The sequence below is a fragment of the Nocardia pseudovaccinii genome (assembly GCF_050942345.1).
GTDB classification, from domain to species: Bacteria; Actinomycetota; Actinomycetes; order Mycobacteriales; family Mycobacteriaceae; genus Nocardia; species Nocardia pseudovaccinii.
This window is the reverse complement of record NZ_CP192074.1, coordinates 175,936-200,197: the sequence shown is the minus strand read 5'-3', so window position 1 is coordinate 200,197 and position 24,262 is coordinate 175,936. Positions and strand designations below refer to the sequence as shown.

Here is a 24,262-nt window from a genome sequence, read left to right as displayed (position 1 = left end):
AACCGATGAAAAGGAACGTCGCGTCGGATTGTTCGCCATCCGGTTCCGGGACATCAGTCCCCGATTAAGGCCGCCAGCAGATTCGGTTCCGCATCCTCGACTCCGAACACCTGGTACCCATCAGCCTGGAGCCCCTCAGCTCGATCGGCGTCCTCGCCTTCGACCAGCACCACTTTGCGATCCAGCCAGACTGCTCCAACCGGCCAGTGATGCGTTCCCAGCTCGACACCGAACTCGGGCTTGCCGACTCCGCGCTGCGCCAGTGTCGTCAATAGTTCCAGCACCGCTTCCGACATGAATTCCGGTATCCCGCCCCACGGCCCCGGATGTGCGACCGGTCCGCCGCCCATCTCAGGCGAACGCTCCAGTGCGACATCCCGAAACCAGAGAAGCGCGTCGAGAAGAAGCTTGGTATCAGCTGCCTCCGTGATCGCGGTAAGGGCAAAGCCTGGGCGCAGGTCCAATTTGCCTACCGGGATATCCACGCCGGACAATTTGTTGAGGCGAACACGGAATCTGTTACGTAGCCGGGTTTCGGTGAATGGATCACGCGCAGCGAGGTGCTGAAACACAACTTCCAGCTTCCCGGAACCACCGTTACCCGGATAGACGACCAGCGGCCAGATCAGGTCGGCGGAGTCACGCTCGAGCATAAGGAAACAACTGGTGGATTTGACACCAGTGCCGAAATCGAGGTGACCACCACTTGATTCCCAGAATCGCAGTAGTTCACGAACGGTATCTGCGACCGGTTGCGAGTTGTTCTCCTCAAGTTGGGAGAAGAACCGATCGCGACGAGCGCCGACGCTCGAAGCAGTTTCGCTTTCAGCCCCGGCGACATCGAAGTCGATCATGCCGAGCAGGTCGGCGAGGTCGCGGGCAGACACACGCTGGCTGGGCGAGGCAATCCCACTGTCGCTCACGGTAATGCCCTCCGCACGAAGGACATCGAGTACGTCACCGCGGTCGTCCCCTTCCGGCCAACGGAATCCTTCAGCTACCCGGCCACCATGGTCCAGTACACGATGCGCGTTGAGGTGAGGTCGCGTCATCTGTTGGCCGACTGCGATCGGGCTCGATCCGACCAATGCTGCCAAATCGCCATAGGTAGTCCAGGTCCCGACCGGCAAAGCGGCCAGCGCGCGACGGAGCAGGCTCCAGTCCCGACTCTTCTCGACACGGTCGACATTGGCGATCGGCGCGGGCCACAGTTTGATCGCCTGATCCGCGAGTTCGTCAGCACGTGAGGCGATCTCGGCCGCACCCCAGCGCTGGGTCGATGCGATGCGCCGGTTCATCTCCAAGTGGCTGCCCGCGAGCAGATCCTGTTTGCGTTGGAACGGATGATTGGACAACCGCGAATTCTCGGCCGTCAGCGTCAGGTTGCCCAAGGTGTGCACCAGCCGCTCGTGCAACTCCTCAGGCGATTCACCATCGGCGGCCAGCACCTCGAGCCATTCCGATCCGGGTTGTTGCGGCAGCACATGTTCGATGGTGAGTTTGGCGTTCGTGAAGTCGACCGGTTCGGGATGCTCATAGCTTTCCTCGAGCCGCTGCAGGACCAATCGCCGCTGATCCCACTTTCCTTGCCAAAAGAATGGTTTCGTGGCGATGGCCTCCCGCAGTTCAGCGTCGGTCGACCAGTACCGACGAGGCCCGGACAAGGCGTGGCGCAAACCGTCGACGACCGACATTCCTTCGGGAAGCTGGCCCGGCAGCTCCTGGAAAATCCGGTTCAATCCCTGCGTCGGCCGCTGGCAGATCATGCGGCGGATCAGGAACGATTCGATGTAGGACAAGGCTCGAACGAGCTCTACCGAGGTGATCGCGCCAGTTTCACGCTTGTCCAGCAGCATCATCAGCAACGGATGAGTCGTCGCCGCCTGCCACTGGTCGATCCGGCGCAGGTAGCGGCGCACCTCGAGGTCGGGTTCGTGGTCAGGCTCGACAATGCGTCGGAATTGCTGTGCCCGGCGGTGCAACTCGCGAACATACGCCTCGATATCCGCTTCGGTCTCACCGTTGGTGCTCAATCGCTTCTGTTGCGCCGAGTACATGTCTTGGCGGCGAACCCGCACACCGCCATCGAGCACCAGCTGCAGCCACATAAGCTGTTCCAGCTGCTCATTGCTCAGACTTCGCTGCAGCGGCAACCAGTAGGTCTGATAGACGTACTCGCCCCTCTTGGGGAGCCGCATGAACAGATAGTTGCGGACCAAGTCTGCCTGCGAGAGCTTCAAGCCAGTGTTGTTGAGCGACTCGAAGATTCGGTGAACGTTGTCATCCCTGTCGGCGACAACCTGAACCAATGTCAGCCGCGTGGTAATCGCCTTCTCGATACGCGAGACGTCACGCGGGTCCGTAGGATCCTCCGCAGCGACAAGAGCCTGACGGAAGTACCGGTAGGCCGCACCGACGCGATCCCCACCGCTGCCGCCATGCGTGTTGCGGACATGCTCGCCGTAGGCGACGCGGTCAGCTTGCGTCGGCAGCAGACGGAAGAACTCGTCCCCTTCCTGGAACTTATTGATCAGATACTGCTCGTCGATCCGCTCCCGCTGGCGCGGATCCGCCACCGCCAGGTGATCCCGAATCGCCGCCAGCGCCAAACTCAATGTCGTCAACCGCTGCTGGCCGTCCACCACCAGCCACCGCGCGAAGCTCGCATCATTCAACGGCGACGGCGCCAATACCACCGAACCGCAGAAGTGCGTGGTCCCCAGATCCCCATCTGCCAGCAAGTCGGCCTGCTCGCAAATATCGTTCCACAGCTGCGCCAGCTGCTTGTCCGTCCACGAATAGGTGCGCTGATACAACGGGATCTGAAACTGCTTCTCCCCCTGAACCAGTGCAGCGAACGTTGTCTCCGACGCCTTCATCTCACCCCTGATCCCTCACCCGATTCTTCGCCTCGAGACCCTACCGGATGCGGGTGGTGCGCAACCGGGATCAGCGGTCACGAAATTCCTCCAGTTAGAAACGCACACGACACTCATGGCCTCCGCCTTCGGTTGGGCCGCTTCACCTTCGGCATCTGTCGGTAAATCTCTCGATGCGGCACGTCGGACCACCGGGAATTGGGCGACAGCGCGGTCGTCATTCGCGATCTAGAGAATCCAACCGCTCCAGTCTGAATGTTCGCGGCCTCGTTGAAGCCAGAAGAGCCCATAGAAACTGGCGACGTCGGGCTTGCTGATGACCGCGAGGATGGGGCTCTACCGCATGTCACGCGTTCGGCGGTGTGATCGCCTGTGCAGGGTCGACGTCAGGGTAAGCGTGCACCATGCCGAGCACCGAGCGCGCGGGTAATGGCAAGCAAGAGACTGAGATTCGCGACCCTGGAGGTCGACACGGCGATCCACTTCCCCCGCTTGCCTCGTTTCCGGATTACACGGAACCGTTGGAGAATGTCATTTCTTCGAGATCCGGCCAGGCCAGGAAATTGCGTCCCCAGTACACGCCGTTGACGTCTACGGACAGTATGCCGCAGCCGACTTTCTCGCCGCGTTGCAACGCCTGCTCGGCGAGCGGGATCTGCGCCGCTGTGACCAGCGGGTCGACCGTCGCGGCGAAGCGTTCCAGACCGCTGAAGCAGGCCGCTTTGCTGCTGTGCTGTCCGTCCCGCGAGATGTCGAACCTCCGGCCGTCGCGGAGGGTGAACCAGAACCTGTGGTTGGTTGTGGTGAATCCGCTGGTCGTGACCGTACGCTGTGATGATTGGGTGAAATCCGCGATGTCGGCCCAGCGGAACTGATCCAGCCGTTCGGTTTCCCAGCCGTCGATGCTGTGCTTATTCTTGCGGCGACGCTGCCAGATCACGCCGTTCTGGTAGACGAACACCCCGTTGCGGTCATCGTTGCTCGCTTTGTGCGACGCCCGCATCAGGGATGCGGTCACCCCGGGGCCGGTCGCGTCGGAAGATTCCGGGAATGCGGCAATCAGCTGCCCCAGGCCAGCTGCGTCGACAGCCTGCACGACCTCGACAGGAGTGCTGTTGATGTCGGCCATATTCTCCCCGGTGCGGCGAAACAGACTGCACTGTAACACGATTCATGAGCGGTTCAACCGCTAATAGGACGGTCGCAGGCACACAGCGACCGGGCATCGTCATCCCAAGGTCTATGTTGCGATACACCCGCAGACTGATGTCAGTTGGTGGCCGCCTGACCAGGCCGGGAGACACGCGCACACCGCATTCGAACGGAAGATCACCCCTTCATGCGCTGTGCAGTCCAAATCCTTTTGGCCTAGAACCCAACTCGCGAAGCTTCCCACCCGCAGGTGGAGAAAGCGGAATCCATGGCCAAACTGGCCATGCCGTGGCGAATCATTATGTAGACCTACGTGACCTGCGCTAGCTCGATTTGCCAGGTAGGTCAAACTCGCCCGCCGTAATGCCCTTAGTGAAGGCTTCCCACTCTTCCGCGGTGTAGGTCAGAGCGACTCCGTGATCACTGACCACAGCAGTACCGTCATCGTGAGCTGTGATGGCCACGTTGCCGGCGACTGTCCCTGTCGACAAGCTGACTGCCAGGTCGAGGACGGCGGGCCACTGCTCTACCGGGACGGTGATGATCGGCGAGCTGCTGTCTGGGTACTTGCTGTCACGTATGAGCACATGTTCGCTTCGGAAGGCCACCTCGACACATGTCTTGTCGCCGCCGCTGAATGTGGATTTGAAGAAATCTGTGCTCACCTACTTACCCTATCTGGCGTGCAGTTCGGTCGATAAGTTGTAGCGATTCCTCGCGGCTGAGGGCCATAGCCAGCAATTGGTTGTGAAGGTAGTCCAATGCGTCGACTCGTCGGGGGTCCGTGGCGACTTCGCCGTAGATGGCGGTTTCGAGCCACCCCGCTTTCGGTAGCCGGGAGCTCTCGAACTCCAAGATGTGGAACGTGGCTGCGTTAAGGCTGGCGATGCCCCCTCCAGTCGCGAACGGGATGATTCGCAGATCCAGGGTGTCCGGCAAGGCCTCGATCAGGTGTTGAAGATGCCGCAACTGGGGCGCGTGTACCTCGCGTGGGTCGCCAACCACATAGGCCAGTGCAGCCTCGCCCATCACTACGTTCAGCTGGACTCGATCGGGATCCTGAAGGCGCCGCTGTCGTCCAATGCGAGCGTGTACACGTTGTTCGACCTCGGTCGGACGACCAGTAACCACGCTGGATTTCATGAGGACACGGATGTAGTCCTCCGTTTGCAACAGGCCGGGAACGACACCGTTCTCGAAGCTGCGAATGCTCTGAGCTCCGTCTTCCATGCCATAGAAGCGCAGTAATTCGTCGTCGAAGAGCGCCGAGTACTCGTTCCACCAGCCGCGCGTCTTCGCAACCGCTCGGAGATTGAGCAGTTCCTGCTGTTCGTCGGGCTCGAACTCGAGAAGCTGCATGAGAATCTTCAGCTTCTCTTCGGTCAGTAAACCCTTGAAGTTGACAAGCTGAGACCAGTAGGTGGCGCCGATGTCTAGGGCGCGTTGGATCGCGCTGGCTTTGATGCCGCGATCAGCAATCTGTTGCTTGATGCGGATCATCAGCTCCCAGCCAGCAACCACGGATGACGTGCGGGCCATCGCGTTTCCTTCCCTTCCGGTGAGGTCGCCCCACGGTACAGGACTGAAGGCCACTTGAACCTCCGCATTTGTATTGAATACTGAAATTCAGTGACGTATCGTACTGTGTACTACACAACACAGTTCAAAGCTCACTTCGACACGGTTCGGAGGGATCGGGGAACGATGGCAGTACACGTAGTCGGCCATTTAATGAGCAGCGACAAGACCGAGCATCAGGCGCGCAACGTGGGCAATGGCGACTGGGTGGTGAGCTTTCTCGCCGGGCGAACGCTCACTACCGAGCGGGCGGCAGCAGCGCTTCAAGCAGCGGAAGAGCTGATCGCACTTCAGATGCACGCGGCAACTCTGGGATTGACCGCATTGGAGTTGGCGGGCATGGCAACAATGCCGTGCAGCTGGTCAGCTCGTCAGGCGGCGCAGCCCCATCATTCGCACCCATTCCAGAGGTCGCCGCGATGAAGCATGGTCAGGCGTTGCATCGGGGTTCGTGGATCGCTGATTTCAGCGCAAGTGCGGCACACGGACGCCGTGATGCTGCGGAGCAAGCATGGGAGCCGATCCCGTCACGGATACCCCTTGCCGGGCGCGGGCACGGGGATGGCCGCCACACAAAAGGCGGCCGGTGATGTTCGAGAGGTGCCACGGGCCGCGCGAGGTGGCGTATCGGTACAGCGCCCTTGGCTTTCCGGTCGAACTCACGTTCAACCGGGCATCGTTCGTTACGACAGCCAGCCTCGGTGCGGTAGTGATGCCTCCGGAGTTGGGTCGAGCTGCGCGCCAGTGGCTCGGCGATACCGCGACGGTGCCGATCATCACCCACGCAAGAGCCGGACGTGAATGGGTGTTCGTGGTCGGGCCGAACCGGGGTCGAGGGCTGGGCGCACGGTCTCTGGCCGTGCTCAGGCAGGACGGCGTACGGATGCTGGCCATCGGCAGTCGGGTGTGGCTGCCGATGTCGGACTCCCCCACAGGTTGGCATTGGGCATCACCCCCACGAGAAGGCGCGCGGTCCGTGCCGCCGCGGACGTTTGTGCTCCAAGCCGCACAGCACGTACTCAACGACCGGGCGCTGTCGTCGGCGCGGCGGTGCTGACGCCATGGCTGCCACGCTTACCCGACCTGCGGCAAGACCACCCGTGATCGCCGAAGCCCTGTCGTTTCCGAGCGATGACGAGTTGTTGTTGTCGATGCGGGGACGCCCAGTCGGGGATCATCCCCTCTCGCCGCGTGCCCGGGAGTTCGGACGACTACACGAACAGCTGCTCGCTCACCAAGACCAAGCGGCCGAGATCGGTTGCCGTAGACGCGAACTCGCACTGGAGATAAACCTCTGGGTGGCAGAGCGTGTTCCGGTACCGCATCCGAACGCACCCCTGCACACCGAGACTATCGGGGCGGTGATCGACCGGATGACCCAAGCCCAGGTCCGCGCCTACGACCTATTGATGACCCTCGATCCGAGTGACCTGCGGGTGCACACGGCGTGGTATCGCCTAGCCGAGTTGGCCGATGGCTACACCGACCTGACCAACGAAGTCCTGAACCGGTGCCGACGCTTGCCAGTTTTGGGGGATTGCTGGTGACCGGCCTTCCCGACAAGGACATGCTGCTGGCCGCGTGCAGAGGGTTCCCGATCATCAGCGATTACCCGATGCTGGACGCTGCCGGGGAGCTTGCTGTCCTGCATCAGACCCGGGAACACACACCATGGTGCGCGGTCGAGGAGATCGACTGGCATCGCGCCAGGTTGATGCGCGACATCGATGAGTGGGTGCTGCAGGCGACGCCGGTTCCGTTCCCGACCGCGAAGACCCACACCCACACGATGGGTCAAGTCATCGACCAGATCGCCCAGCTGACGGTGCAAACCTATATCGCGCTCGCCGCCGCCCCGGACGGGTTGTTCGACGACGCCCGCGCACAACTCGACGAGCTCGGCGGCGCTTACCAGGACTTGGCAGATGACCTCGCGCGCGGGGTCCGCCGCCTACCCCAACTCACGACCCCATGATGACAACGACTGTCCCCCAACACCTTTCCCACCCAATGACCAACTACCTGACCAACAAGGAGAACCCCACATGTTCGATAACCCACACGCTCACCACGGGGTCCTCGACTGGATACACGAAAGGGGGCGTGCATGAACTGGCACCGTTGGCTCCGCCCTCACCCACGTCCAGCCGCCGACTGCGAAACCCGCGTATCTCACCACACCGCGCTGGTGCACATCGCGACCTGCGGAGAGGTGAAGCTCCACGCCGATTGCGGGCAAGCAGAGTTCGACACCGAGGGCCGGTTGGACCGGGTCGTCTGCCCGGCCGTGCTGTGCGGGTCGGTCCCTGCGGCCGACCACCGGATCGGATGGCATCTCACCTGGGACACGCACCCGTGCCGGTGGATCGGATGGCGCATTGTCGACGACAGCGTCGAACCCGCGCGGGCAGCGTCATGAACACCGCGGCAGCACCGGAGCGGACCGCCCGCCGAACTTCGCCGACTGCCTCACCGGCCCAGGCGGACTCGCGACCGACGATGCGTTCGGTGCAATGAGCATGTACCACCCCTGCCCACCACGATGTCTTGTTCTCGGCCGGGCGTTGCGGACCCTCGATGTCGAGTGGTCTCCGCCATCGCCATACCCCTGGATCGACTGCTGATAGCGAACCGACGCATCAACCTACGACCGAGGTGCCGAGTCCGCGCGCGATCAGCGAGCTCGATCAACTCCTCGCCGACATACGCCGTGAGCACCACCGCCTCACCGCCACAGCGACTGCCCAGAAATGACGTCTAGACCAACAACATTCGAGCGCGAACTGCCTAAGACGTGCCGAGAACGGAGCGACGTATGACCCACGACGAGAAATCCCGGCTCAAATCTGCTCAGCCCCAACAACTTACAGGTTATCGTCCCTGCAATCATCTCGGTCTGCCAACCTACTGGGCGAGGCGGTCATGAGGACGCCGCTGCCTTCCAAAGACATGATCTTGCAAGCATGCGCGGGCTCTGTAGCTATCGAGCATCCAGTCCTGCATGCCGCCTACGAGCTGGCCAGCCTGCACGAAGCCCGTTCGGAAGGTAGTGCCGATGTCTGTGCGATCGACGGCGAACGCGCTCGCCTGGTGAGCAGGATCGATGAGTGGGTTACATCGGCCAATCATCCAGCCTATGACGCCGCGTACCTGCACACTGAGACCGTTGGCATGGTGATCGATCGCCTCGCCGAGTTCTCGGTCGATGCCCGCGTCGCATCGGAGCCGGGCATCCCGAGGCTGCAGTTGCGCTATGCCCAGCGTCGTCTCGCCGAGCTTTCCGTCGCCTACAGCGATCTGTGTTTCGAGATCTCCGCTGGAACCCGCCGATTGCCGGACTTCTCATTTGCTACGACAGAAGAAGATCCGACCGACGTGCCAGATCCACCGAACTGAACCGTCGTCACAGGTGATCAAGCTCGGCGCGCCGAGACAGCTCATCGGCGATAACCTCCGCCGATGCCGGGACGACGAAGGTGTCGTTGTCGTCGACGGTGATCAGGTAGCGGCCCGCCGCAGGATGGTCCTGGTGGACATCGATCCAACTCAGATACGACGGCGGGTGCGGTCGCGGTTCATTGAGAAACCGTTCGATGCGTAGGTGTCCCTCGGCGTTTCGTGGTAGCCGGAGCAGGGTGCGGATACGTTCTTCGACCGGCCGGTCGCCGGTGGAGGTGTTCTTCCAGGAACTGGGTGGCTGCTGTCCCCGGACGCGTGGCGTGTAACCAGCCATCGCCCCGGCGGCACCGGCGTGGGCGGGGGGCATGGTGGCGGCGATGTGTTTGCCGAGATTCTGACGGTGGGTGACAACCAGTTTGATGTCGCCACCGAAATCCGTTGTTGCGCCTGGCTTTTGGAACAAGATGACGCCAAGGTCGGCGACAGCTGCGCCGAGTGATCGGATTCGCTTGTGCGAGTTGTGAGATCGGCCTTTGCACACGATCCGGATGTCGGGGTTGGCCAGGACGCGCAGCGGTCCGGTGAGGTCCGGGTCGCCGTGGCGTGGATAGCGGGCGCTGATCTGGGCGAGAAGTTGGGTGTATTCGTCGTGGGCGGTGGCCGATTCGATGATCCTGATCGGGTCCGGGTACTCGTCGAGTCCGGTTTCAGCCCACACCCAGGCGAATTCGTCCGGAGTGAAGGTCCAGACCGTCTGTGTTCTCACTGGTTGGCGCCTGAGCCCGACGTCTCGGACTTCCCGGTTGCCTGATCACCCGCGGCGGTGTCCGCGCCTGCTATCGGGGTGTCCGAGGTGGTGTCCACGTCCCAACCGTATTCGGAGAGAAGATCATCCAGCGACGGCCCCGCGCCGGAGAATCCGGCGGATTTCGCCCCACTCGCCGTATCTCCTGGATCCGCCGCGATAGCGTTGTCATCGGCCTCCGGTGTGGGCCCGGTCTGCGGCGGTGCCGCCGTGGTGCCGGGGGCGACCTCCGCTTGCGATCCACCGGGAGTGTTTCGCGTCGAAAGCGCGGGCTCTGTTCGGACCTCGGCAGGTTCGATTCCGGTCGGCGCCACGTCGGACGCCGCGGATGGCGGGCTGAAGTCATACGCACGTGCAGGCGGTGTCCACGTCGGCTCGGCGGTGAACAGCGGATCGCTATCGGCAACGAAGTCATCCCCGATCACCTCGACCGGCGTGTCGAGACCCTCGGTCCAATCCGACGCGACACCACGCAAGTAGTCCGGCGAGTGGTGCTCGGCGTCGTCTTCACCGTCTTTGCGCCGCCCTGCGGCACCGGGTGCCCCGGCCGAGCCGATACCGGAACGGGCAGACGCGGTGGCCCCGGCTCGCGTTGCTCCCGCCGCGGGTGCTGCCACACCGGGTACCCCCGGAACCGAGCTACCGGGCCCGCCCGGGCGGGAAACGCTCCCGGGCCCGCCGGCGGTGTTGCGGTTCGTGCCGTGCCCGGCATCGGTGGGAATGCCCGATCCCGGTCCCGTGCCCGTCGACGTCGGGCCATTTCCGAGGCCGGTGGGGGTGGTGGCTGTACTCGGGCTACTCGCAGTGCCTGTGGTGCTGGTGCTCGCTGGCGCTGTCGTGGTCGGGGTGGAGCTGGACGGCGCCGCGGCACTTGGCGTTGTCTGATTCTGCTGCTGGGAACCAGAGTCCTCTGCCCCGGTACCGGTCGTGCTCGGCGCGTTGGCACCGGAGCCATCGGTGTTGGAACCATTGCCCACACCCGGCCCTTGGGCGCCGCCGACTTCGGGCACGACGAGATAGGTCGGCACGCCCGCACCGGCTGGCGGGAAGTTGCCCTTGTACACGCTGTTCAGAGCGCGGATAGCGGCCTGGCGTGCTTCTTCTCTCGTGTCGTCGAGCTGGTCGGAGTAGCTGGGGTTGACCAGCCCCGGCAGCACGGACTGCTGGGTGTTGTCAGGATCCGCACCGGCCGTCACCGTTGTCGGGGGCGCGGGCACCGCCAGCCGCACGGCTTCGGCCGCCCACGCCAGCGAGTCCAGTCGGCCACTCACAGACTCGAATACTCGCGCGACCTGATTGGCGACCTTCGAATACTGCTCCGACGCTGTCTGCGCGGCCGAACCGCTGGCACCCTGCCACAGCCCGTTGCCGAAGATCCGATTCATCCCCATCAGGTTGAACGTCGAGGCGTTCGCCAACTCCGAATAGCAATCGAACAAGGTCTGCCGCAGGGTTTTCAAACCCGCTGCGTCCATGCCGCCGCCGTCGGCACCGCCATGGACTGCGGCGTACATGGCCTCGAGGGTCATCCCTTCGAAGTGCTCTTCGGTGCGCACGAAATCCGGGTCGGTACCCGCACCGAGATCACCCAGCTCGGTGTCCGCGCGCCCGGTCCTGGTCTGAGCGTCCGCGGCCTTCTGCACAGCAGCCTGGGTATCGCGCTGATCCAGCAGATCCTGAATGCCGGGAATCGCTTGCGCGGGCTTGTCGCTATCGCTCATTGTGGTTCCCCCTGGATGAGCCCCCGAAGCCTATGTCTGAGGCGAGCCAGCCTAACATGCACCGCCACACATCACGCCCGAGGCATCAGCCGAAATCCGTACTGGGCTCGACGTTCTCGGCATCAACAGGTGCTGGCGCGGGTGTTAGTGTGGCCTGGTCGTGAGTTGGTTCCAGTCGCCACCACCCGGGGGAGCATATGGGAACGTTGAAAGCCGATCTGGAAATCCTCGAGCAGCTCGCAACCCGACTGCACAACCTCGCCGACGAGGCCGCGAAAGTACGGCCGAAGCGACCCATCGGCCCCCACACGAGCCCGGTCCTGGTGTCGGTCACCGTGGGTGAACAGATCACCACCGACCTGCTCATGCACACGTTGCTGCCCACCGTGAAAGAACGGCTCGGCGAAACCGGCGATGTCATGGCCAACGTCGCCCGCGAATACAAGAACACCGACGACAACCATGCCGACCAGATCATGGACATCTACCGCCAAGCCACCGGCGACTGGAACCCGTAAGGCGGCAAAACCATGGACCCGCGGACCTTCATCAACACCGCCAAACCGGAAATGCTCACCGAACTCGGCGACGCCTGGATCGCCCTTGGCGCCGACTTCGAGGAACTGTTCACCCAATACGTCGACGCCGTCACCAAAGTCAACGGAACCCACTGGGAAGGCCGCTGCGCTGATGCCGCCCAGGCCCGCGCGCTCGCCGACCAGAAAACAATGCAAACCCTCGCCGACAAGCTCGACGCCCTCGGTCAACGCGCCAAACAAGGCTACGACGAAATCAACGCCCCACTCCGCCGCGCCCGCGGAGCCCTCACCGAAGCCCAGAACCGCCGCTACCTCATCGGCAGAACCCTCTCCCTCACCCACCCGGACGCCAACCCCTCGGCCGAGGAATCCCAGAAACTGCTGGACCTGCAAGCCGAACTCAACGACGCCGTCCGCGCCACCATGCAAGCCGACATCACCGTCCGCAACGACCTCGACACCGCCCGTGCCGACCTACGTGCATCCTTCATCTCCGCCGCCGCACTCGGCGCAGTCCAAGCCAGCGGTGACGGCAAGCAACTCGCCGACGACCCGTCGAAGCTGAGTCCCGAAGCGGTGCAACGCATTACCGAAGCCGGGCACCTCACCCCCGAGCAGATCGCGGCTCTCCAGCGGGGCGACACCACCACCATCCCCGCATCCCAAATGGAGTATCTGAACCAGATCAGCCGATCTCTCGATGGCAAGAGCACGACCGAAATTCAGCAGATCATGAGCAAGCTGCCACCGGATGCGCAAAAGGCGTTGGCGAACTCGTTCCAGATCATCTCCAACCCGTCGGTTAGCGCGGGCCCCGTCGCCGCCGACGATAAGCAACTTCCGAATGGCGGCAAGGGCGGCCTCGGTCAGATACCGAAATCCATGCACGACGTGCTCACCAACCACTACGACGTGTCCCAGGGCAAGCCCGCGCCCAATATCGGCGGCCTCGGTTTGTCGAAGGTGACCGAGATGATCGGCCAGGCCGACATGGGTTCCATGCCCGGCAGTGAGATCAACAAATCCCTGCTCCAGCGCGCCGCAGAGATAGCTCCCCAGGTCGACTCCCACACGCTGATATCGACCGACCACCGTGATGGCTCGGCTGATGGACTCGTTCAGCGCATGGTCGAGGTCGCTGGCCAGGACAAGGGGGCTGTGCACGACGTCCTACACGGTGACGGGCTCGAACCAGGCAACACCACGAACAAGATCCTCGATCCACTGATGCGGCATCACTGGAACGACGACGGCACAGCTGTCGGCAAGATGCTGTCCTGGATCGAAACTGATGCAACGTCCGCAGATGTCGGCACCTCCAGGCGTGCGGGTGAGGCTGCCTCCGGTCTCGCGGAGTACGTCGCGAAGGGACCTTCGGATCTGCTGCACGTCGATGGAGGGAAGTCGCATTCGCTCGGCGACATCAATCCCCATGCGGTGCAAGGGATCTCCTCCGCGCTGAGTCCTTACATCGCGAACTTGGCAGGTGTAGACGGCGAAAAGTACCTCAACACCCCCGGATTCAAGGCTCCGGACGGTGCAGATGACGTCTATCGTGCGGGCGCTCAGAAGATTTTTGCGGTGATCGATTCGGACAAGGACGCCGCGATCCAGTTCAATGCCAGAGCCCTCGATACCGCAGGACAGCTGCAAACATTGTGGACCCAATCGGTTTTGGCGGACCCGAACACGTCTGAGAATGGCTTGGCGACCAGTTCTGGAATCCTCTTGGGGCTTGTGGACAAGGGGATAGATACCGAACTCAACGCACGGAGCGTAACTGGCGTCGGGGATGCGATACACAATTTCGCCGACAAGGGCGCCGCCTACGACGGGTTCAAGGGGGCAGTGACCAGCGGCGTGAAGATGATACCGGTGGTGAAAGACCTCTTTGGCCCCGTCATCGACATGAGCAACAGCTACGCGAAAATGAACCTCATCGGCATGTCGTACACCCCACCCGATACAGGCAGCTCACACGTCGATAATTCTCATGAGTTCTTCCCTGCACGTCAGTTCTATCAGGTGGCCCAGGTGATACAGGCGCAAGATGGAATCTTGCCACACGATCCTCGATATAGCAGCTTATTCGAGGCCGACGGCAGGTTGAAAGATTACCAGCACAGCGTCGGTGCCGCTGGTAGTGGAATCGAGCTTCATAGCGAATTGATGAACATCTTGAAGACCTATAAAGGCGGCGCCTTAAAGGACGAACTACAAAATATGTCGACCCTGGTTCTTCAAGGGCGAGAAGGCGTCAGATGAACGTCATCATTCAGCCTGTGGCGAGTGCTCCGGAGACGGAGGGAGCAAAACATGAATCGGATAATGGCGGTCTGCCTAGCGGTCGCGGCAACGATGCTGATCGCGGGTTGCGATAGCGGTGATAATAGAAATGACGCACCGGATGCACCTCGGCACACATTAAAGGAGTTTTGCGATCCGCTGGTGGAGTTCTTCAACACTGAGCTTCATATCGAGGGGTTCCGATCCACGGATGGCCCTGCTGCGGACAAATTGATGGAGAAGGGTAGCTATTGCATCTTCTCTTCTAAAACTACATGGAGTGGTGGTGCGTGGATTACTCCCCTACGTGACGATGGGGTGTCAGTCGAACGCGAATATCGGGAGCAGCATGGCTACGAGCCCCTCGCCGGGCATTCCGCTGAGGTCTGGATCAAAGATGGCCGCTTGAAGCCGAGTGGTGCGCTCGGTATTGCTACAGAGGTTGGCAAATGGAATGGATCGATCGAAGTTGCGAACGGGGCGGAAACTCTGACGATCACGGATGAACAGATCGGAACCCTTGCCGAACTAATAATCCGCCTCACCCGCGATATGGGCAACTAGCAGCCTATTTGTTGCGCGGAAGCGCTGATTCGATTACCTCGGCGATCTCCTGGGCGTGATCACAAGCTCGCCAGTCTGTCAGCGCCGCCGAGCTGTCCACCCTCACGTTAATGCTTGCATCGGGGCCATTCATCACGACGTAGCAAGCTTCTTCCGCTGGTCTTCGATAAGTGATCGCATCGCGGCTATTTACCTTTATTTCGGATGCGGAAGATCCTTCACGTGTGCGGAATTCGTCAACGGGAATATTGCCCGAAGTGACCGTCAACGACCCCACTGAAAGGGTCTGGCCGCGGACGTCCTGTTTTCGATCGAAGGTGCAACCGATGAACGCGTAATTATCGTGAATCTGGTCAGCTCGCTCACGAGTCCTTGGATCGAATCCTGCCGTTGTTACGGTTGCATCGTCGATTTCGGTGCATGGATCGAATACCACTGGGCTGCGACTATTTCTTGGCTGAGTAGGTGCAGATTTCACGGAAACAACGTTGCTAGGCTTCGTCGACGAGGTTGCATCTACCGTTCTGTCACTGTCGCGGCCAGTGCAGCCTGCCGACAGGATGGCGATAGAGGCCAAGGCCAGAGCGGTGCGGATATGTTTCATTGAAGTCCGTTGTTTGTGGCCGACGATTCTTCAAAGATCTTTATCCTGTTTGCGTTAGCTAAATCGGCTTCCGAAATCAGCCTTCCAGCGCGCAAGTACGCTTCTTGCAGTCGCATGGCTCCATCTATCAGTTGGTTTACTACTTCGACGCCTTCGGCCGCCTTCTTCGAAAAGCCGTCACGAAGTTGCAGACCAGATGGGAAACCACCGAAGCCCTGTAGATCGTTCATGCTGCCCAGCTTCTTGCGGATACTCTTCAGCCTGTCGATCATTTGGTCGTATAGCTGCACCGCCTCGCGGACGGCCCGCTCGTCGAACTGGATGACTCCGGCACGGGCGGCCTCGTTGAATGCCGCGATCTGGGCTCGGCCGTAGTCGATCTGCGTTGTCGCCATCGCTGCCCCCAATCGAGTGTCTTCAGCGAGGGTATCAGCCCATGCCGCCGATGAGTTCTCGCCGAATTCGCGTACGCCCTTGCCGCCTCGACGTGGCGTTCACACGGGCGGAGTGACGTAGGTGAGCGGACATGACAGACCCCCGAACCAAGGGGTAAATCGGGGACCTACATCAGAACGCTACGCCGTGAATCCACTCTGAGAAGCGGATTGGCCTCGTAACTCGACGTCGGCAATGCCCTGACGCGCGGATACGCACGAAGCAGGAACGCGATCAACGCGTGCACCCGCCCGTGCGTACCCGCGACTCCAACCGTCCCCAGTGCTCCGACCGGTCGGAAGTTGATCGGCACCGCTAGCGTCTGTGACAGCTGGGCAGGTCTGAATGATTTGAGTTCACCCGACAACCAGTGCTGCAACGGTCAGTAGTATCCGGCGGGTGAGGAAGGTACTCGCCGTGGTCGCGGCCGTTCTGTCCTGTGGGGTCACAATCACCATGTCGTCGTGCTCGTCATCGGAGTCGCAGTCGACTGCCGCGTCAGCCACCTCCGTGCGAAAGCAGTACCCAGACTTTCTAAATGCGGCAACGAAGGCAACGATCGCCTACCGCGATACTATCCGCGGGTTGGATCCGTGCGGCTATCTCGATCAAGGAGCGATCAATCGGATCGGGACACCGAAGTACTTCGGCGCCGATAGCGACTTCAGTCGATGCACTGTCTCATTCAGTCCTCCTGCCGGACCGCTGGATATCGACAAGATCAGTGTCGAAATGGGGGGCATGCGACAGCCCGGCTGGGGCACGCCTCACGATGTCGGGGGAACCACGGTGCGGACCAGTGACTCGGGTGAATTCTGTAATGCTTACATATCCTTCGATGACCACCAGGACATCGCATTCCGTGTGTTCACCAAGGGCAGTTTCATGGGCCGCGGGCCGAAGGTCGATATGTGCCCGACAACGCTGGAGATCGCGACAGCGGCCATCCCACACCTATCAGAACGACCGCTACGAGCCGAATCCCAACGCGCCCACATGAACTCGAAACTCGCCAAGCTCGATCCGTGTGCGGTTCTCGGCATGGTCGGCCAGGACCACCCCAACTTGGCCGTCATGGCGGGCCCGGATCCATGGGGATGTGCCTTCCGCCTGACGAGAAACGACAGCTCGACCACTCAGCGCCTGCGGTACCTATATTCCGTCGACACACATGTGACGCCACTAGACGACAAACAGAAGGCAACGACGATCGGCGGATTCTCAGCGAACGAGAAGCCCGGCCCCCGCTACACCCAGTACGCCGACACCTGCGAGATTTCGGTCTCAACTGATCCGCAACCGCCGGTCCCGGTCAAGGACCGAGACCTCCACACGCCCGAACGAAATATCAACATCATCGAGGTCCGCGTCGACGGCGGCGGCTGCGACAACGCCCGTGCCACCGCCGAAGAGCTCGTCAGGCTCTACAACCAGCTTCCCGGGTAGCCGTGGTCTCGCCTCCACAAGCGCGGCGTCGACATTACGGTTCGTCGCTCACAGCAGCTCAACGAACTCAGCTCGGATGTGGGATCTAGATTCCGTACGCCCTACCAGGGTTCACTGAGCATACGAACTACGTCGGTGCCGTCCTGACCGACACCTGCCGCGATACTTTCACGCTGTCGGGGCCGGTGATCAACAAACAACCGAAACGCTCGGCAAGTTGGAGCTGGCCGACGATGAGATAGCCATAGAAGCGCCAGCGCTGGATTTCGACCGCGCAAACACCAACCAAAAGGTAAGCGCCGCGGCATCCGGGCCTCAAACGGGCATACACCATCGTCGAGTTGACGAGAACTACTTCGAGTAACTCTTCAGGGTTTCGGCCCATCGGCCAGCAGATCTACTCTGCTCGACCGACAGGTTCAGATCGGTGCAAGGATCGGTGGCCGTGCGGGAAGACGAGACGTTGTTCGATCGGGTGCGTGGGGCGATGTTGGGTGGGGCGGTTGGTGATGCGCTGGGGTGGCCGATCGAGTTTTTGCAGTTGGCGCAGATCAGGGAGCGCCATGGGGTGTCCGGAGTCACCGGTTTCCTGCCTGGCCTGTTACCTGATGCGCCGCAGCAGATTACCGATGACACGCAGATGACGTTGTTCACCGCCGAAGGCTTGCTGCGTTGTCCGCCCGGCGCGGATCCGGCTCCAGTGCTGCGGCGCGCGTATCTGCGCTGGCTGAGCACCCAGGAACAAGCCAAGCCCGCACCCGAACCCGACGGCTGGTTGGCCGGGCGGCAGTTCCTTTATGCGATGCGCTCGCCGGGCCATGCGTGCACGAGCGGGTTGCGGCTGCAAGCGAAGGAATATCGGGCGCCGCATCTGCCCGGTGAGCGGGGGCCGGTGAATCCGAATTCGAAGGGATGCGGGACCGTGATGCGCTCAGCGCCATTCGGTCTCGCCGCTCTCGGTCCGCACAAGGCGTTCGACGCCGCGATGCGATGCGCCCAGCTCACCCACGGCCATCCGACCGGCTATCTTGCCGCGGGCGCGTTCGCGGCCCTGATCGACAGCGTGCTGAGTGGAGTCGAACTGCCGATCGCCGTGCGCGACATCATCATCCGGCTCACCTCGATCCCGGCCGACAGCTCCGAGACGGTGTCCGCCCTGGCCGGTGCGCTGGCGTTCGCTCATCTCGGCCCACCGACGCCGGAGCGGGTCGAGCAGGTCGGGCAGGGCTGGGTCGCGGAGGAGTGTCTGGCTATCGCCGTCTACTGCGCGCTGTACGCGTTCCGGACCGGCGACGTGCGTGGCGCGCTGCTGCTGTCGGTGAACCATTCCGGCGACTCCGATTCCACCGGAGCGGTGGCCGGCAACCTTATCGGTGCGGTCCACGGATTGTCCGCCCTGCCGCCCGAATGGGTATCTGCGGTCGAGGGACGCGACGAATTGGTCCAGATCGCCGACGATCTCGTCCTGAACTTCTTCTACCGAGACCGTTCGCGCCTCGAAACCCGCTATCCGCTCGACACTTCGGTGAGCTGAACTGAACTGAGCGCCAAGCGGCTTCGAGGTTTCGGCGCCGTCGTGTCGCGTGTACATCTGATACATGCGGTCGACCTCGCGACCGCCTTCGATACGAACTGCCCAGAACTTCCGGATAGTTGCCTCGATCACACATTCGCCATCGGCGTAGATCGTCTTCGCCTTGGTTATCATCGGACGCGATGCATGTCGAGTTGATGCTTGATTCTTTGGATGGACTGTCGGTGGCGGATGCTTTAGGCCAGCAGTTCCCGATCATGCGCCGATCCATCGCAGATCTTCGGGCCGGTAATCTTCCTGCCGGGCCGTGGGGGTGGACCGATGACACCGAGATGGCTTGCTCTGTGGTCACCGAGCTGTGCAGTCGTGGCGGGATCGACCAGGATCGGCTTGCTACCGCTTTCGCGCGACGCTTCGACCCCGCCCGTGACTACGGCTTCAACGCGGTCGGCACGTTGCGCCGAGTCCGTGATGGCGTGCATTGGCGCGAGGCGGCCGCAGCCGCGTTCGGTGACGAGGGTTCCTGTGGCAACGGTGCGGCCATGCGGGTTGCCCCGTTGGGTGCCTTTTATGCCAGCGATCCGGAAACCGTTGTCGCCGAAGCGGTCCGGTCGGCGCAGGTGACGCATCTGCATCCCGAAGGAGTCACCGGTGCCGTCGCGGTCGCACTCGCCGCAGCCCACGCCGCACATGCCCGCCTCACCGGAACACGGCCCACACCGACCGAATTCATTACCGGCGTCTTGGACCGCCTCGACCACAGTGACACGACCCGGCTGATCCACCGCGCCCGCACCCTGCTCGGAGCCCCCGCCGCCGAAGCCGCCAACGAACTCGGCAACGGATCTTTGGTCACCGCGCAGAACACGGTGCCGTTCACGATGTGGGTCGCGGCCACATATCTACACGACTACCCTGCCGCAATCACCACATGCATTGCCGCAGACGGAGACATCGACACCACCAGCGCCATCGTCGGCGGGATCGTCGCCGCCTACACCGGCAACCGCACCGGACCGATCGTCGGGATACCCCAAACGTGGCTTACCGCGCGAGAGCCGTTGCCCCACTGGTGCAACACGATCGCTCGAACACGCGGACGCAAGAATTCCGTATTCGGGCGCGCTCGACGATGGCTGTCCGGCGCATCGTCAAGATGACCACAATCGATCCAGTCGGCATCGGCCACCTGCGAGGGCCCGCGGGACATCCCTGGCCGTGTGACAGTAGAGCCATCAGCAGGTACCGGCAGTCCCGCAAAGATCATGAAAATTCACGGACTTCGACAACGTCGAGACCGACAGACCGGGCGGCGGTATCGAACGTTTCCTGCCATTGGTCCACGTCGGTGCTCTCTACCAGGGCATCGGGCATAACCTCGACGCTGATGGACCACTGGTTTTCGCCGTCGCGCCACAGCTCGGCCAGCTCTGAGGCGTTCCCGCCCGCGCCGAGCTCACGTGAACCGAACCGCGTGGCCTCAGGGTCATCGAGACGGCCGCGGCGGCTCAGGCCGAGCGTGTCACGCAACCGCTCCAGTCGAGCGTGGTCGAGTTCGCCCGAAAGGATCAGCAGCAACCGGCGTTTCGGCCTGACCGGGAGTTCCTCTATCGGCGAGGCAGGCTCATCCTGAGTTGGTGTCAGCCCCAGCAGCGGCAGGGCGAGGTCGGCGTTTCCCTTGTTCTCGTTCCACGCCTTATACGTCAACTGTGCTGGGGTAGCGATCCCGAACGCATCCCGCAAACCAGAGGCGATCATCGTCGCCAGCCTGCGATAGTCGGCCCGTAGCGCAGGCCACGCCAGGTTGTATGACCAGTTGTAGTCGTCGCGCCCGGCAGGCGGCTGCCAGCCCAGGTCGGCGATGAGGCTAAGCCCCGTAGCATCAGCCCGCACCTCAGGGTCCAGCATGTCGGGGCCGGGTAGTTCGGCGCACAGCTCGGTATCGGTCTGAAAGAACTGCGCATACCGGCGCCGGTCCGAGTTCGGTACACGCTCCCTGATCGACACGACCGCACCAGCAGGCAGCGACGCAAACTGATCGGCCAACCTCTCGGTGAACTCGCCCCAGCCCGTCATGACCGTTCCGCCTCAGCCAGCGCGTCTCCCTCATCGTCGAGAGCCAACTGCTCGTTGGGCACCAACTCCAGATCCACCACACTCGGAAACGCTCTCAGTGTGAGCGTTTGCTGCGGCCCTGCCCACCGCACCTGAGGATATTCACCCGGTATCCGCGCGGTCGGTACACCGAGGGAACCCGTGAGGACACGCGTCATACGCACGAAGGCATCCCACACGTTGTCGGCCTCATCGGAGTCGCTGTCGGTCACCGACTGCTCGATGTGGTGGGCTTGTCCGTCCCAGCCGTCGACACGGCCGCTCGCCAGACCGAAGCCGACGTCAAGGCGTACCGCATGTGGACCGATCCGCTCGACATGCCAGCCGAATTCCGCGGCCAGGTCCGGCACGTCGACCAAACGCCAGGACCACTGCATCGACCGCAACCGAAGCGCCAACTCGACAATCTCGGCGTCGTCCAGCGCTCGCCATCCCGTCATGACCTGACCCTATCGTCACTCTCGGATACGGCTACTGCCACACGAATCAGATTGCCGCACAGACGGTTGCCGCCCTTCCCGAGTCAGCAAGAGCACGCAGCCGGCCACCGTTCCCGTCGCGAGGACAGGACGTTGTCAATCCTCCTGGTCGAGGGCACTGAGCCAGTCGTTGGTTACCAGCTGTAACCGGACCGTGTGGTGGAAGTCGATCAACCGCAGCGTCGTTTCCGGACCGGCCCAGCGGATTTCGGAAACTCTGTTGTCGAGGAGATCGGTTGGTTCGCCGATGGATCCGGTCAATACCGCCGCCATCCGGGCATAAGCCGCCAATGTGCTGTCGCGGCCCTCCGGTGTATCAGCCGCCTGGGTGGTGACGGTGACTTCGATGCGTACCGCGTCGCTATCGAAGCCGATGATGTCGACGGTGTCCGGGCCGAGACCGGCGGCGAACTGAACCCGGTCCGGCGAGTGGATCGTGGGGTCTTGCCAACCGAATACGATCACCAAGCGCAGTAGATCGTCCATTCGCCATGACCAGACCAGCGTGCGTAGTTTCTCGGCGAGATCGGCGATCTCGTTGTCGGACAATGCCTGCCATCCGACGGGCCGTGGCGTGGGCCGCGCGACGGGTATGTGGTCGGCGACGAAGAGGGGTTTCGACGCAGGTCGGACTGCGGGGCGTGTCAGCAGCTCTTCGATGGCCGCCGCGTAGTCGAGTGTCAGGTCGTCTTCGGAAGTGATACGCGCTCGTGGCGCTTCGGGGGGCGGTGTGCCGAATGTGAAGGTCGTACCCCACATTCGTGTTCTCGATTCTTCCAGAAGTTTGCGTGCGCGCTCCAGTAAGGCCGGGCTGGGCGCTGCGTCGCTTACCGTTGCGTCCGCTGATACGTGCCGACCGGTGACAGTCAGTCCTGCTGCGCGGCAACCGACTTCGACGAGCCCGATCGATGTCGAGATGTCGGAAAACGGGAGGGCATCAATAGTGATGGACCATTCATCGGCGCCGGTGCGCAGCAGCGTGATAGTGGTGGCGCGAATGGACGGGTATCGCGGGTGGTTTCGGACCCGGCACCCCAATTCGCTGCCCACGGCATCCTCGGCAACACCCGAGGGGGCAAGCCCGATGACCGCTCGGAGTTCCTCGAGTTGGCCTTGATCGAGCCGACCAGTTGTGACCAGGCGAAACCGCCGCACCAGCTTCATTCAAGGCCTCCCGAAATTGCCTTCACGACTGCACTACGAGGCGGTCGGGTATGGTGCCGCTGTCCAGCCACACCGTTGCGATCTTTCTCGCAACGGCCCGATAGAGCATATCGTCGGCGCCGTTCTCCGACGCGATTACCTCAGTGGCCTCGTTCAGGACCAACGTGTACTGGCTGCCGTGTATATCCGTGTACCGGTAGCGAACTCGTTCCTCGTTCACATCAATCTTCTCGATTTCTGCGTACAGCGCCACTGTTATGCCTTCCTTGTCCCGACAGCTCGGATGACAACCGATCAAACCTGACGTGCCAGCCCGAGCAGTGGCAGGTGAAGGTCGCGTTCGTCCTCGTTCTTGTTCCATGCGGTGTAGGTCAAGGACCCCGGGTCGGTGATTCGGAATGCGTCACGGAGTCCGGTCACCACCATTGCCGCCAGCTGGCGGTATATGGCTGTATTGACCGGCCATGGCAGCTCGACCCACCAGTAGGGACCGTGGTCGGAATCGGGTTCCTGCCAGCCTGTCTCGATGATCAGGCGGTGTCCCGTTTCATCCGGCCGTGCGGTGGGTTCGAGGAACTCATCGCCCACCAATTCGGCCAGTAGCTCGCTGTCGGTCTGCGCGAACTGCGCGAACCGCTGGTGGCCTGGAAGAGGTCCCGCCTCGACGATCTTCACAATCGCGCCCGCGGGCAGTACCGCTAACTGCTCGGCCAGTCGCTCGCCGAATTCCGTCCAACCCGTCATATCAGGCCCTGCTGTTCGAATTCGATGGATCTATCGAAAGCCGCCAGCGAGGCGTTCGTCTGATACATCAATTGGACGGTATGTGCGAGACTCAGATTCTTCAGCCGCAATGTTGTTTCCGGGAAAGCCCAACGGATTTCTGCGGTTTCCCCGGGTATGCGGGCGGTCGGTTCGCCGAGGGCGCCGGTTATGGCATCGGTCATCCTGGCGAACGCGTCACGCACCATTGCTCGGCCGCTCGCGTCCTCGCTCGCGGAGTCTGTCACCTTCAACTTGATGGACTCGGCTACCCCGTCGAGGCCTGTTACCGCACCGCTGCTCAGCCCGAAACCGCAGTCGAGCATGACCCAATCCTTCCGTGCCACCAACATCTGCCAGTCGAACCTAGCCGCTAACCCGGGCACATCCTGCAACTGCCACGACCAGTCCAACGACCGCAAGCCGGTAGCCAATTCGACTATCTCATCATCGGTCAGCGCACGCCATCCCGTCACGGATCCCCTTATACATATCGCTGGATCAGACAGCCGGTACTACATGAAGACCGGAAATCCGATCATCGCCAACCTGATCGATGTCATGGTCATGGCCGCCGAAATCAACCGGCTCGTCACGCTCACGCATTGTTACCGCGAGGACCGCGCACATGACGAGTACCTACGATTGCGGAAAATGCCGAACTCGGTGCGACTGAAAAAGCTTGATCAATTTGAGAGTTGTGTGGAATCTGCTCAGTGTCTTTCCAGGTGACTGGGGCTTGGGAGGCGTGTTAGTGCTGGCGCGGAGGTGGGGTTCAGCTGCAAAGGCCTGGTTGAGTA

The 24,262-nt window shown here is 62.1% G+C and carries 27 protein-coding genes; 12 read left to right on the top strand and 15 right to left on the bottom strand.

Features of this window, described 5'->3' with window-relative positions; genetic code table 11:
• Positions 1-53: 53 nt before the first annotated feature.
• From ACQPZ2_RS00985 to ACQPZ2_RS00970, 4 genes are all read right to left on the bottom strand, one after another.
• Positions 54-2,879 carry a GmrSD restriction endonuclease domain-containing protein gene (locus tag ACQPZ2_RS00985; protein WP_433523874.1) on the bottom strand — a complete coding sequence of 942 codons (2,826 nt, stop codon included), beginning with the start codon at positions 2,877-2,879 and terminating at the stop codon, positions 54-56.
• Positions 2,880-3,387: 508 nt separating this feature from the next.
• Positions 3,388-4,008: a hypothetical protein gene (locus ACQPZ2_RS00980; protein ID WP_433523873.1), complete on the bottom strand. Its 621-nt coding sequence runs from the start codon at positions 4,006-4,008 to the stop codon at positions 3,388-3,390.
• Between the two features lie 346 nt (positions 4,009-4,354).
• Positions 4,355-4,696 (bottom strand): DUF397 domain-containing protein, encoded by a 342-nt coding sequence (locus ACQPZ2_RS00975; RefSeq protein ID WP_433523872.1) that lies wholly within the window; start codon positions 4,694-4,696, stop codon positions 4,355-4,357.
• Positions 4,697-4,700: 4 nt separating this feature from the next.
• Positions 4,701-5,570, bottom strand: a complete 870-nt coding sequence (locus tag ACQPZ2_RS00970; RefSeq protein WP_433523871.1) for a DUF5753 domain-containing protein — start codon at positions 5,568-5,570, stop codon at positions 4,701-4,703.
• Positions 5,571-5,762: 192 nt separating this feature from the next.
• On the opposite strand from ACQPZ2_RS00970, the gene ACQPZ2_RS00965 reads away from it, so the two are divergent.
• The 5 genes from ACQPZ2_RS00965 (at position 5,763) to ACQPZ2_RS00945 (ending at position 9,005) form a co-directional block, all read left to right on the top strand.
• A complete protein-coding gene (locus tag ACQPZ2_RS00965; protein WP_433523870.1) occupies positions 5,763-6,032 on the top strand; it encodes a hypothetical protein in 270 nt (89 codons plus the stop codon).
• Between the two features lie 166 nt (positions 6,033-6,198).
• On the top strand, positions 6,199-6,666 hold the full coding sequence (locus tag ACQPZ2_RS00960) for a hypothetical protein (RefSeq protein ID WP_433523869.1): 468 nt from the start codon (positions 6,199-6,201) through the stop codon (positions 6,664-6,666).
• Between the two features lie 4 nt (positions 6,667-6,670).
• Entirely contained in the window at positions 6,671-7,156 is a 486-nt protein-coding gene (locus tag ACQPZ2_RS00955; RefSeq protein WP_433523868.1) for a DUF4254 domain-containing protein, read from the top strand.
• Positions 7,153-7,584: a DUF4254 domain-containing protein gene (locus ACQPZ2_RS00950; protein ID WP_433523867.1), complete on the top strand. Its 432-nt coding sequence runs from the start codon at positions 7,153-7,155 to the stop codon at positions 7,582-7,584. The genes ACQPZ2_RS00955 and ACQPZ2_RS00950 overlap by 4 nt, the downstream gene beginning before the upstream one ends.
• A 947-nt stretch (positions 7,585-8,531) precedes the next feature.
• Positions 8,532-9,005, top strand: a complete 474-nt coding sequence (locus ACQPZ2_RS00945) for a DUF4254 domain-containing protein (protein ID WP_433523866.1) — start codon at positions 8,532-8,534, stop codon at positions 9,003-9,005.
• Between the two features lie 7 nt (positions 9,006-9,012).
• On the opposite strand, the gene ACQPZ2_RS00940 is transcribed toward ACQPZ2_RS00945, so the two are convergent.
• On the bottom strand, positions 9,013-9,774 hold the full coding sequence (locus tag ACQPZ2_RS00940) for an ESX secretion-associated protein EspG (protein ID WP_433523865.1): 762 nt from the start codon (positions 9,772-9,774) through the stop codon (positions 9,013-9,015).
• Positions 9,771-11,534, bottom strand: coding sequence for a hypothetical protein (locus ACQPZ2_RS00935; protein WP_433523864.1), 1,764 nt, complete (start codon positions 11,532-11,534; stop codon positions 9,771-9,773). Before ACQPZ2_RS00935 ends, ACQPZ2_RS00940 begins: the two co-directional genes overlap by 4 nt.
• 197 nt (positions 11,535-11,731) lie before the next feature.
• Here ACQPZ2_RS00935 and ACQPZ2_RS00930 point away from each other — a divergent pair, with 197 nt between their 5' ends.
• The 3 genes from ACQPZ2_RS00930 to ACQPZ2_RS00920 are packed head-to-tail and all read left to right on the top strand — an operon-like array spanning position 11,732 to position 14,923.
• Positions 11,732-12,052 carry a hypothetical protein gene (locus tag ACQPZ2_RS00930; protein WP_433523863.1) on the top strand — a complete coding sequence of 107 codons (321 nt, stop codon included), beginning with the start codon at positions 11,732-11,734 and terminating at the stop codon, positions 12,050-12,052.
• A gap of 12 nt (positions 12,053-12,064) precedes the next feature.
• On the top strand, positions 12,065-14,338 hold the full coding sequence (locus ACQPZ2_RS00925) for a hypothetical protein (protein ID WP_433523862.1): 2,274 nt from the start codon (positions 12,065-12,067) through the stop codon (positions 14,336-14,338).
• A gap of 51 nt (positions 14,339-14,389) precedes the next feature.
• Positions 14,390-14,923 (top strand): hypothetical protein, encoded by a 534-nt coding sequence (locus ACQPZ2_RS00920; protein WP_433523861.1) that lies wholly within the window; start codon positions 14,390-14,392, stop codon positions 14,921-14,923.
• Positions 14,924-14,927: 4 nt separating this feature from the next.
• Here the strand turns inward: ACQPZ2_RS00920 and ACQPZ2_RS00915 are convergent, their stop codons facing one another.
• Both ACQPZ2_RS00915 and ACQPZ2_RS00910 read right to left on the bottom strand, forming a co-directional pair.
• Positions 14,928-15,527, bottom strand: a complete 600-nt coding sequence (locus ACQPZ2_RS00915) for a DUF3558 domain-containing protein (RefSeq protein ID WP_433523860.1) — start codon at positions 15,525-15,527, stop codon at positions 14,928-14,930.
• Entirely contained in the window at positions 15,524-15,922 is a 399-nt protein-coding gene (locus ACQPZ2_RS00910; RefSeq protein WP_433523859.1) for a hypothetical protein, read from the bottom strand. Before ACQPZ2_RS00910 ends, ACQPZ2_RS00915 begins: the two co-directional genes overlap by 4 nt.
• A gap of 439 nt (positions 15,923-16,361) precedes the next feature.
• Between ACQPZ2_RS00910 and ACQPZ2_RS00905 the strand changes: the two genes are divergently transcribed.
• Positions 16,362-17,408 (top strand): hypothetical protein, encoded by a 1,047-nt coding sequence (locus ACQPZ2_RS00905; protein ID WP_433523858.1) that lies wholly within the window; start codon positions 16,362-16,364, stop codon positions 17,406-17,408.
• Between the two features lie 127 nt (positions 17,409-17,535).
• Here ACQPZ2_RS00905 and ACQPZ2_RS00900 read toward each other — a convergent pair whose 3' ends face one another.
• Positions 17,536-17,793, bottom strand: coding sequence for a hypothetical protein (locus tag ACQPZ2_RS00900; RefSeq protein ID WP_433523857.1), 258 nt, complete (start codon positions 17,791-17,793; stop codon positions 17,536-17,538).
• Positions 17,794-17,847: 54 nt separating this feature from the next.
• On the opposite strand from ACQPZ2_RS00900, the gene ACQPZ2_RS00895 reads away from it, so the two are divergent.
• Both ACQPZ2_RS00895 and ACQPZ2_RS00890 read left to right on the top strand, forming a co-directional pair.
• The gene (locus tag ACQPZ2_RS00895; protein WP_433523856.1) at positions 17,848-18,942 is read left to right on the top strand and encodes an ADP-ribosylglycohydrolase family protein; all 1,095 of its coding nucleotides are present in this window, start codon (positions 17,848-17,850) and stop codon (positions 18,940-18,942) included.
• Positions 18,943-19,124: 182 nt separating this feature from the next.
• Positions 19,125-20,102 carry an ADP-ribosylglycohydrolase family protein gene (locus tag ACQPZ2_RS00890; RefSeq protein WP_433523855.1) on the top strand — a complete coding sequence of 326 codons (978 nt, stop codon included), beginning with the start codon at positions 19,125-19,127 and terminating at the stop codon, positions 20,100-20,102.
• A gap of 103 nt (positions 20,103-20,205) precedes the next feature.
• Here ACQPZ2_RS00890 and ACQPZ2_RS00885 read toward each other — a convergent pair whose 3' ends face one another.
• The 6 genes from ACQPZ2_RS00885 to ACQPZ2_RS00860 form a co-directional block, all read right to left on the bottom strand.
• Positions 20,206-21,018, bottom strand: coding sequence for a TY-Chap domain-containing protein (locus ACQPZ2_RS00885; RefSeq protein WP_433523854.1), 813 nt, complete (start codon positions 21,016-21,018; stop codon positions 20,206-20,208).
• Entirely contained in the window at positions 21,015-21,497 is a 483-nt protein-coding gene (locus ACQPZ2_RS00880) for a DUF6301 family protein (RefSeq protein WP_433523853.1), read from the bottom strand. Before ACQPZ2_RS00880 ends, ACQPZ2_RS00885 begins: the two co-directional genes overlap by 4 nt.
• Before the next feature lie 135 nt (positions 21,498-21,632).
• Positions 21,633-22,700, bottom strand: coding sequence for a DUF6301 family protein (locus tag ACQPZ2_RS00875; protein WP_433523852.1), 1,068 nt, complete (start codon positions 22,698-22,700; stop codon positions 21,633-21,635).
• A gap of 22 nt (positions 22,701-22,722) precedes the next feature.
• The gene (locus tag ACQPZ2_RS00870; protein WP_433523851.1) at positions 22,723-22,953 is read right to left on the bottom strand and encodes a hypothetical protein; all 231 of its coding nucleotides are present in this window, start codon (positions 22,951-22,953) and stop codon (positions 22,723-22,725) included.
• 41 nt (positions 22,954-22,994) lie between these two features.
• On the bottom strand, positions 22,995-23,444 hold the full coding sequence (locus tag ACQPZ2_RS00865; RefSeq protein WP_433523850.1) for a TY-Chap domain-containing protein: 450 nt from the start codon (positions 23,442-23,444) through the stop codon (positions 22,995-22,997).
• A complete protein-coding gene (locus ACQPZ2_RS00860) occupies positions 23,441-23,938 on the bottom strand; it encodes a DUF6301 family protein (RefSeq protein ID WP_433523849.1) in 498 nt (165 codons plus the stop codon). The genes ACQPZ2_RS00865 and ACQPZ2_RS00860 overlap by 4 nt, the downstream gene beginning before the upstream one ends.
• Positions 23,939-23,981: 43 nt before the next feature.
• Here ACQPZ2_RS00860 and ACQPZ2_RS00855 point away from each other — a divergent pair, with 43 nt between their 5' ends.
• Positions 23,982-24,194: a hypothetical protein gene (locus ACQPZ2_RS00855; protein ID WP_433523848.1), complete on the top strand. Its 213-nt coding sequence runs from the start codon at positions 23,982-23,984 to the stop codon at positions 24,192-24,194.
• Positions 24,195-24,262: the final 68 nt, after the last annotated feature.

What these genes read in the sequence shown, in the direction of transcription:
- ACQPZ2_RS00985 (WP_433523874.1), bottom strand. Translation starts at nt 2,879, where the DNA reads ATGAAGGCGTCGGAGACAACGTTCGCTGCACTGGTTCAGGGGGAGAAG.
- ACQPZ2_RS00980 (WP_433523873.1), bottom strand. Translation starts at nt 4,008, where the DNA reads ATGGCCGACATCAACAGCACTCCTGTCGAGGTCGTGCAGGCTGTCGAC.
- ACQPZ2_RS00970 (WP_433523871.1), bottom strand. Translation starts at nt 5,570, where the DNA reads ATGGCCCGCACGTCATCCGTGGTTGCTGGCTGGGAGCTGATGATCCGC.
- ACQPZ2_RS00965 (WP_433523870.1), top strand. Translation starts at nt 5,763, where the DNA reads ATGAGCAGCGACAAGACCGAGCATCAGGCGCGCAACGTGGGCAATGGC.
- ACQPZ2_RS00960 (WP_433523869.1), top strand. Translation starts at nt 6,199, where the DNA reads ATGTTCGAGAGGTGCCACGGGCCGCGCGAGGTGGCGTATCGGTACAGC.
- ACQPZ2_RS00955 (WP_433523868.1), top strand. Translation starts at nt 6,671, where the DNA reads ATGGCTGCCACGCTTACCCGACCTGCGGCAAGACCACCCGTGATCGCC.
- ACQPZ2_RS00945 (WP_433523866.1), top strand. Translation starts at nt 8,532, where the DNA reads ATGAGGACGCCGCTGCCTTCCAAAGACATGATCTTGCAAGCATGCGCG.
- ACQPZ2_RS00935 (WP_433523864.1), bottom strand. Translation starts at nt 11,534, where the DNA reads ATGAGCGATAGCGACAAGCCCGCGCAAGCGATTCCCGGCATTCAGGAT.
- ACQPZ2_RS00930 (WP_433523863.1), top strand. Translation starts at nt 11,732, where the DNA reads ATGGGAACGTTGAAAGCCGATCTGGAAATCCTCGAGCAGCTCGCAACC.
- ACQPZ2_RS00925 (WP_433523862.1), top strand. Translation starts at nt 12,065, where the DNA reads ATGGACCCGCGGACCTTCATCAACACCGCCAAACCGGAAATGCTCACC.
- ACQPZ2_RS00920 (WP_433523861.1), top strand. Translation starts at nt 14,390, where the DNA reads ATGAATCGGATAATGGCGGTCTGCCTAGCGGTCGCGGCAACGATGCTG.
- ACQPZ2_RS00915 (WP_433523860.1), bottom strand. Translation starts at nt 15,527, where the DNA reads ATGAAACATATCCGCACCGCTCTGGCCTTGGCCTCTATCGCCATCCTG.
- ACQPZ2_RS00910 (WP_433523859.1), bottom strand. Translation starts at nt 15,922, where the DNA reads ATGGCGACAACGCAGATCGACTACGGCCGAGCCCAGATCGCGGCATTC.
- ACQPZ2_RS00900 (WP_433523857.1), bottom strand. Translation starts at nt 17,793, where the DNA reads ATGGGCCGAAACCCTGAAGAGTTACTCGAAGTAGTTCTCGTCAACTCG.
- ACQPZ2_RS00890 (WP_433523855.1), top strand. Translation starts at nt 19,125, where the DNA reads ATGCATGTCGAGTTGATGCTTGATTCTTTGGATGGACTGTCGGTGGCG.
- ACQPZ2_RS00885 (WP_433523854.1), bottom strand. Translation starts at nt 21,018, where the DNA reads ATGACGGGCTGGGGCGAGTTCACCGAGAGGTTGGCCGATCAGTTTGCG.
- ACQPZ2_RS00880 (WP_433523853.1), bottom strand. Translation starts at nt 21,497, where the DNA reads ATGACGGGATGGCGAGCGCTGGACGACGCCGAGATTGTCGAGTTGGCG.
- ACQPZ2_RS00875 (WP_433523852.1), bottom strand. Translation starts at nt 22,700, where the DNA reads ATGAAGCTGGTGCGGCGGTTTCGCCTGGTCACAACTGGTCGGCTCGAT.
- ACQPZ2_RS00865 (WP_433523850.1), bottom strand. Translation starts at nt 23,444, where the DNA reads ATGACGGGTTGGACGGAATTCGGCGAGCGACTGGCCGAGCAGTTAGCG.
- ACQPZ2_RS00855 (WP_433523848.1), top strand. Translation starts at nt 23,982, where the DNA reads ATGAAGACCGGAAATCCGATCATCGCCAACCTGATCGATGTCATGGTC.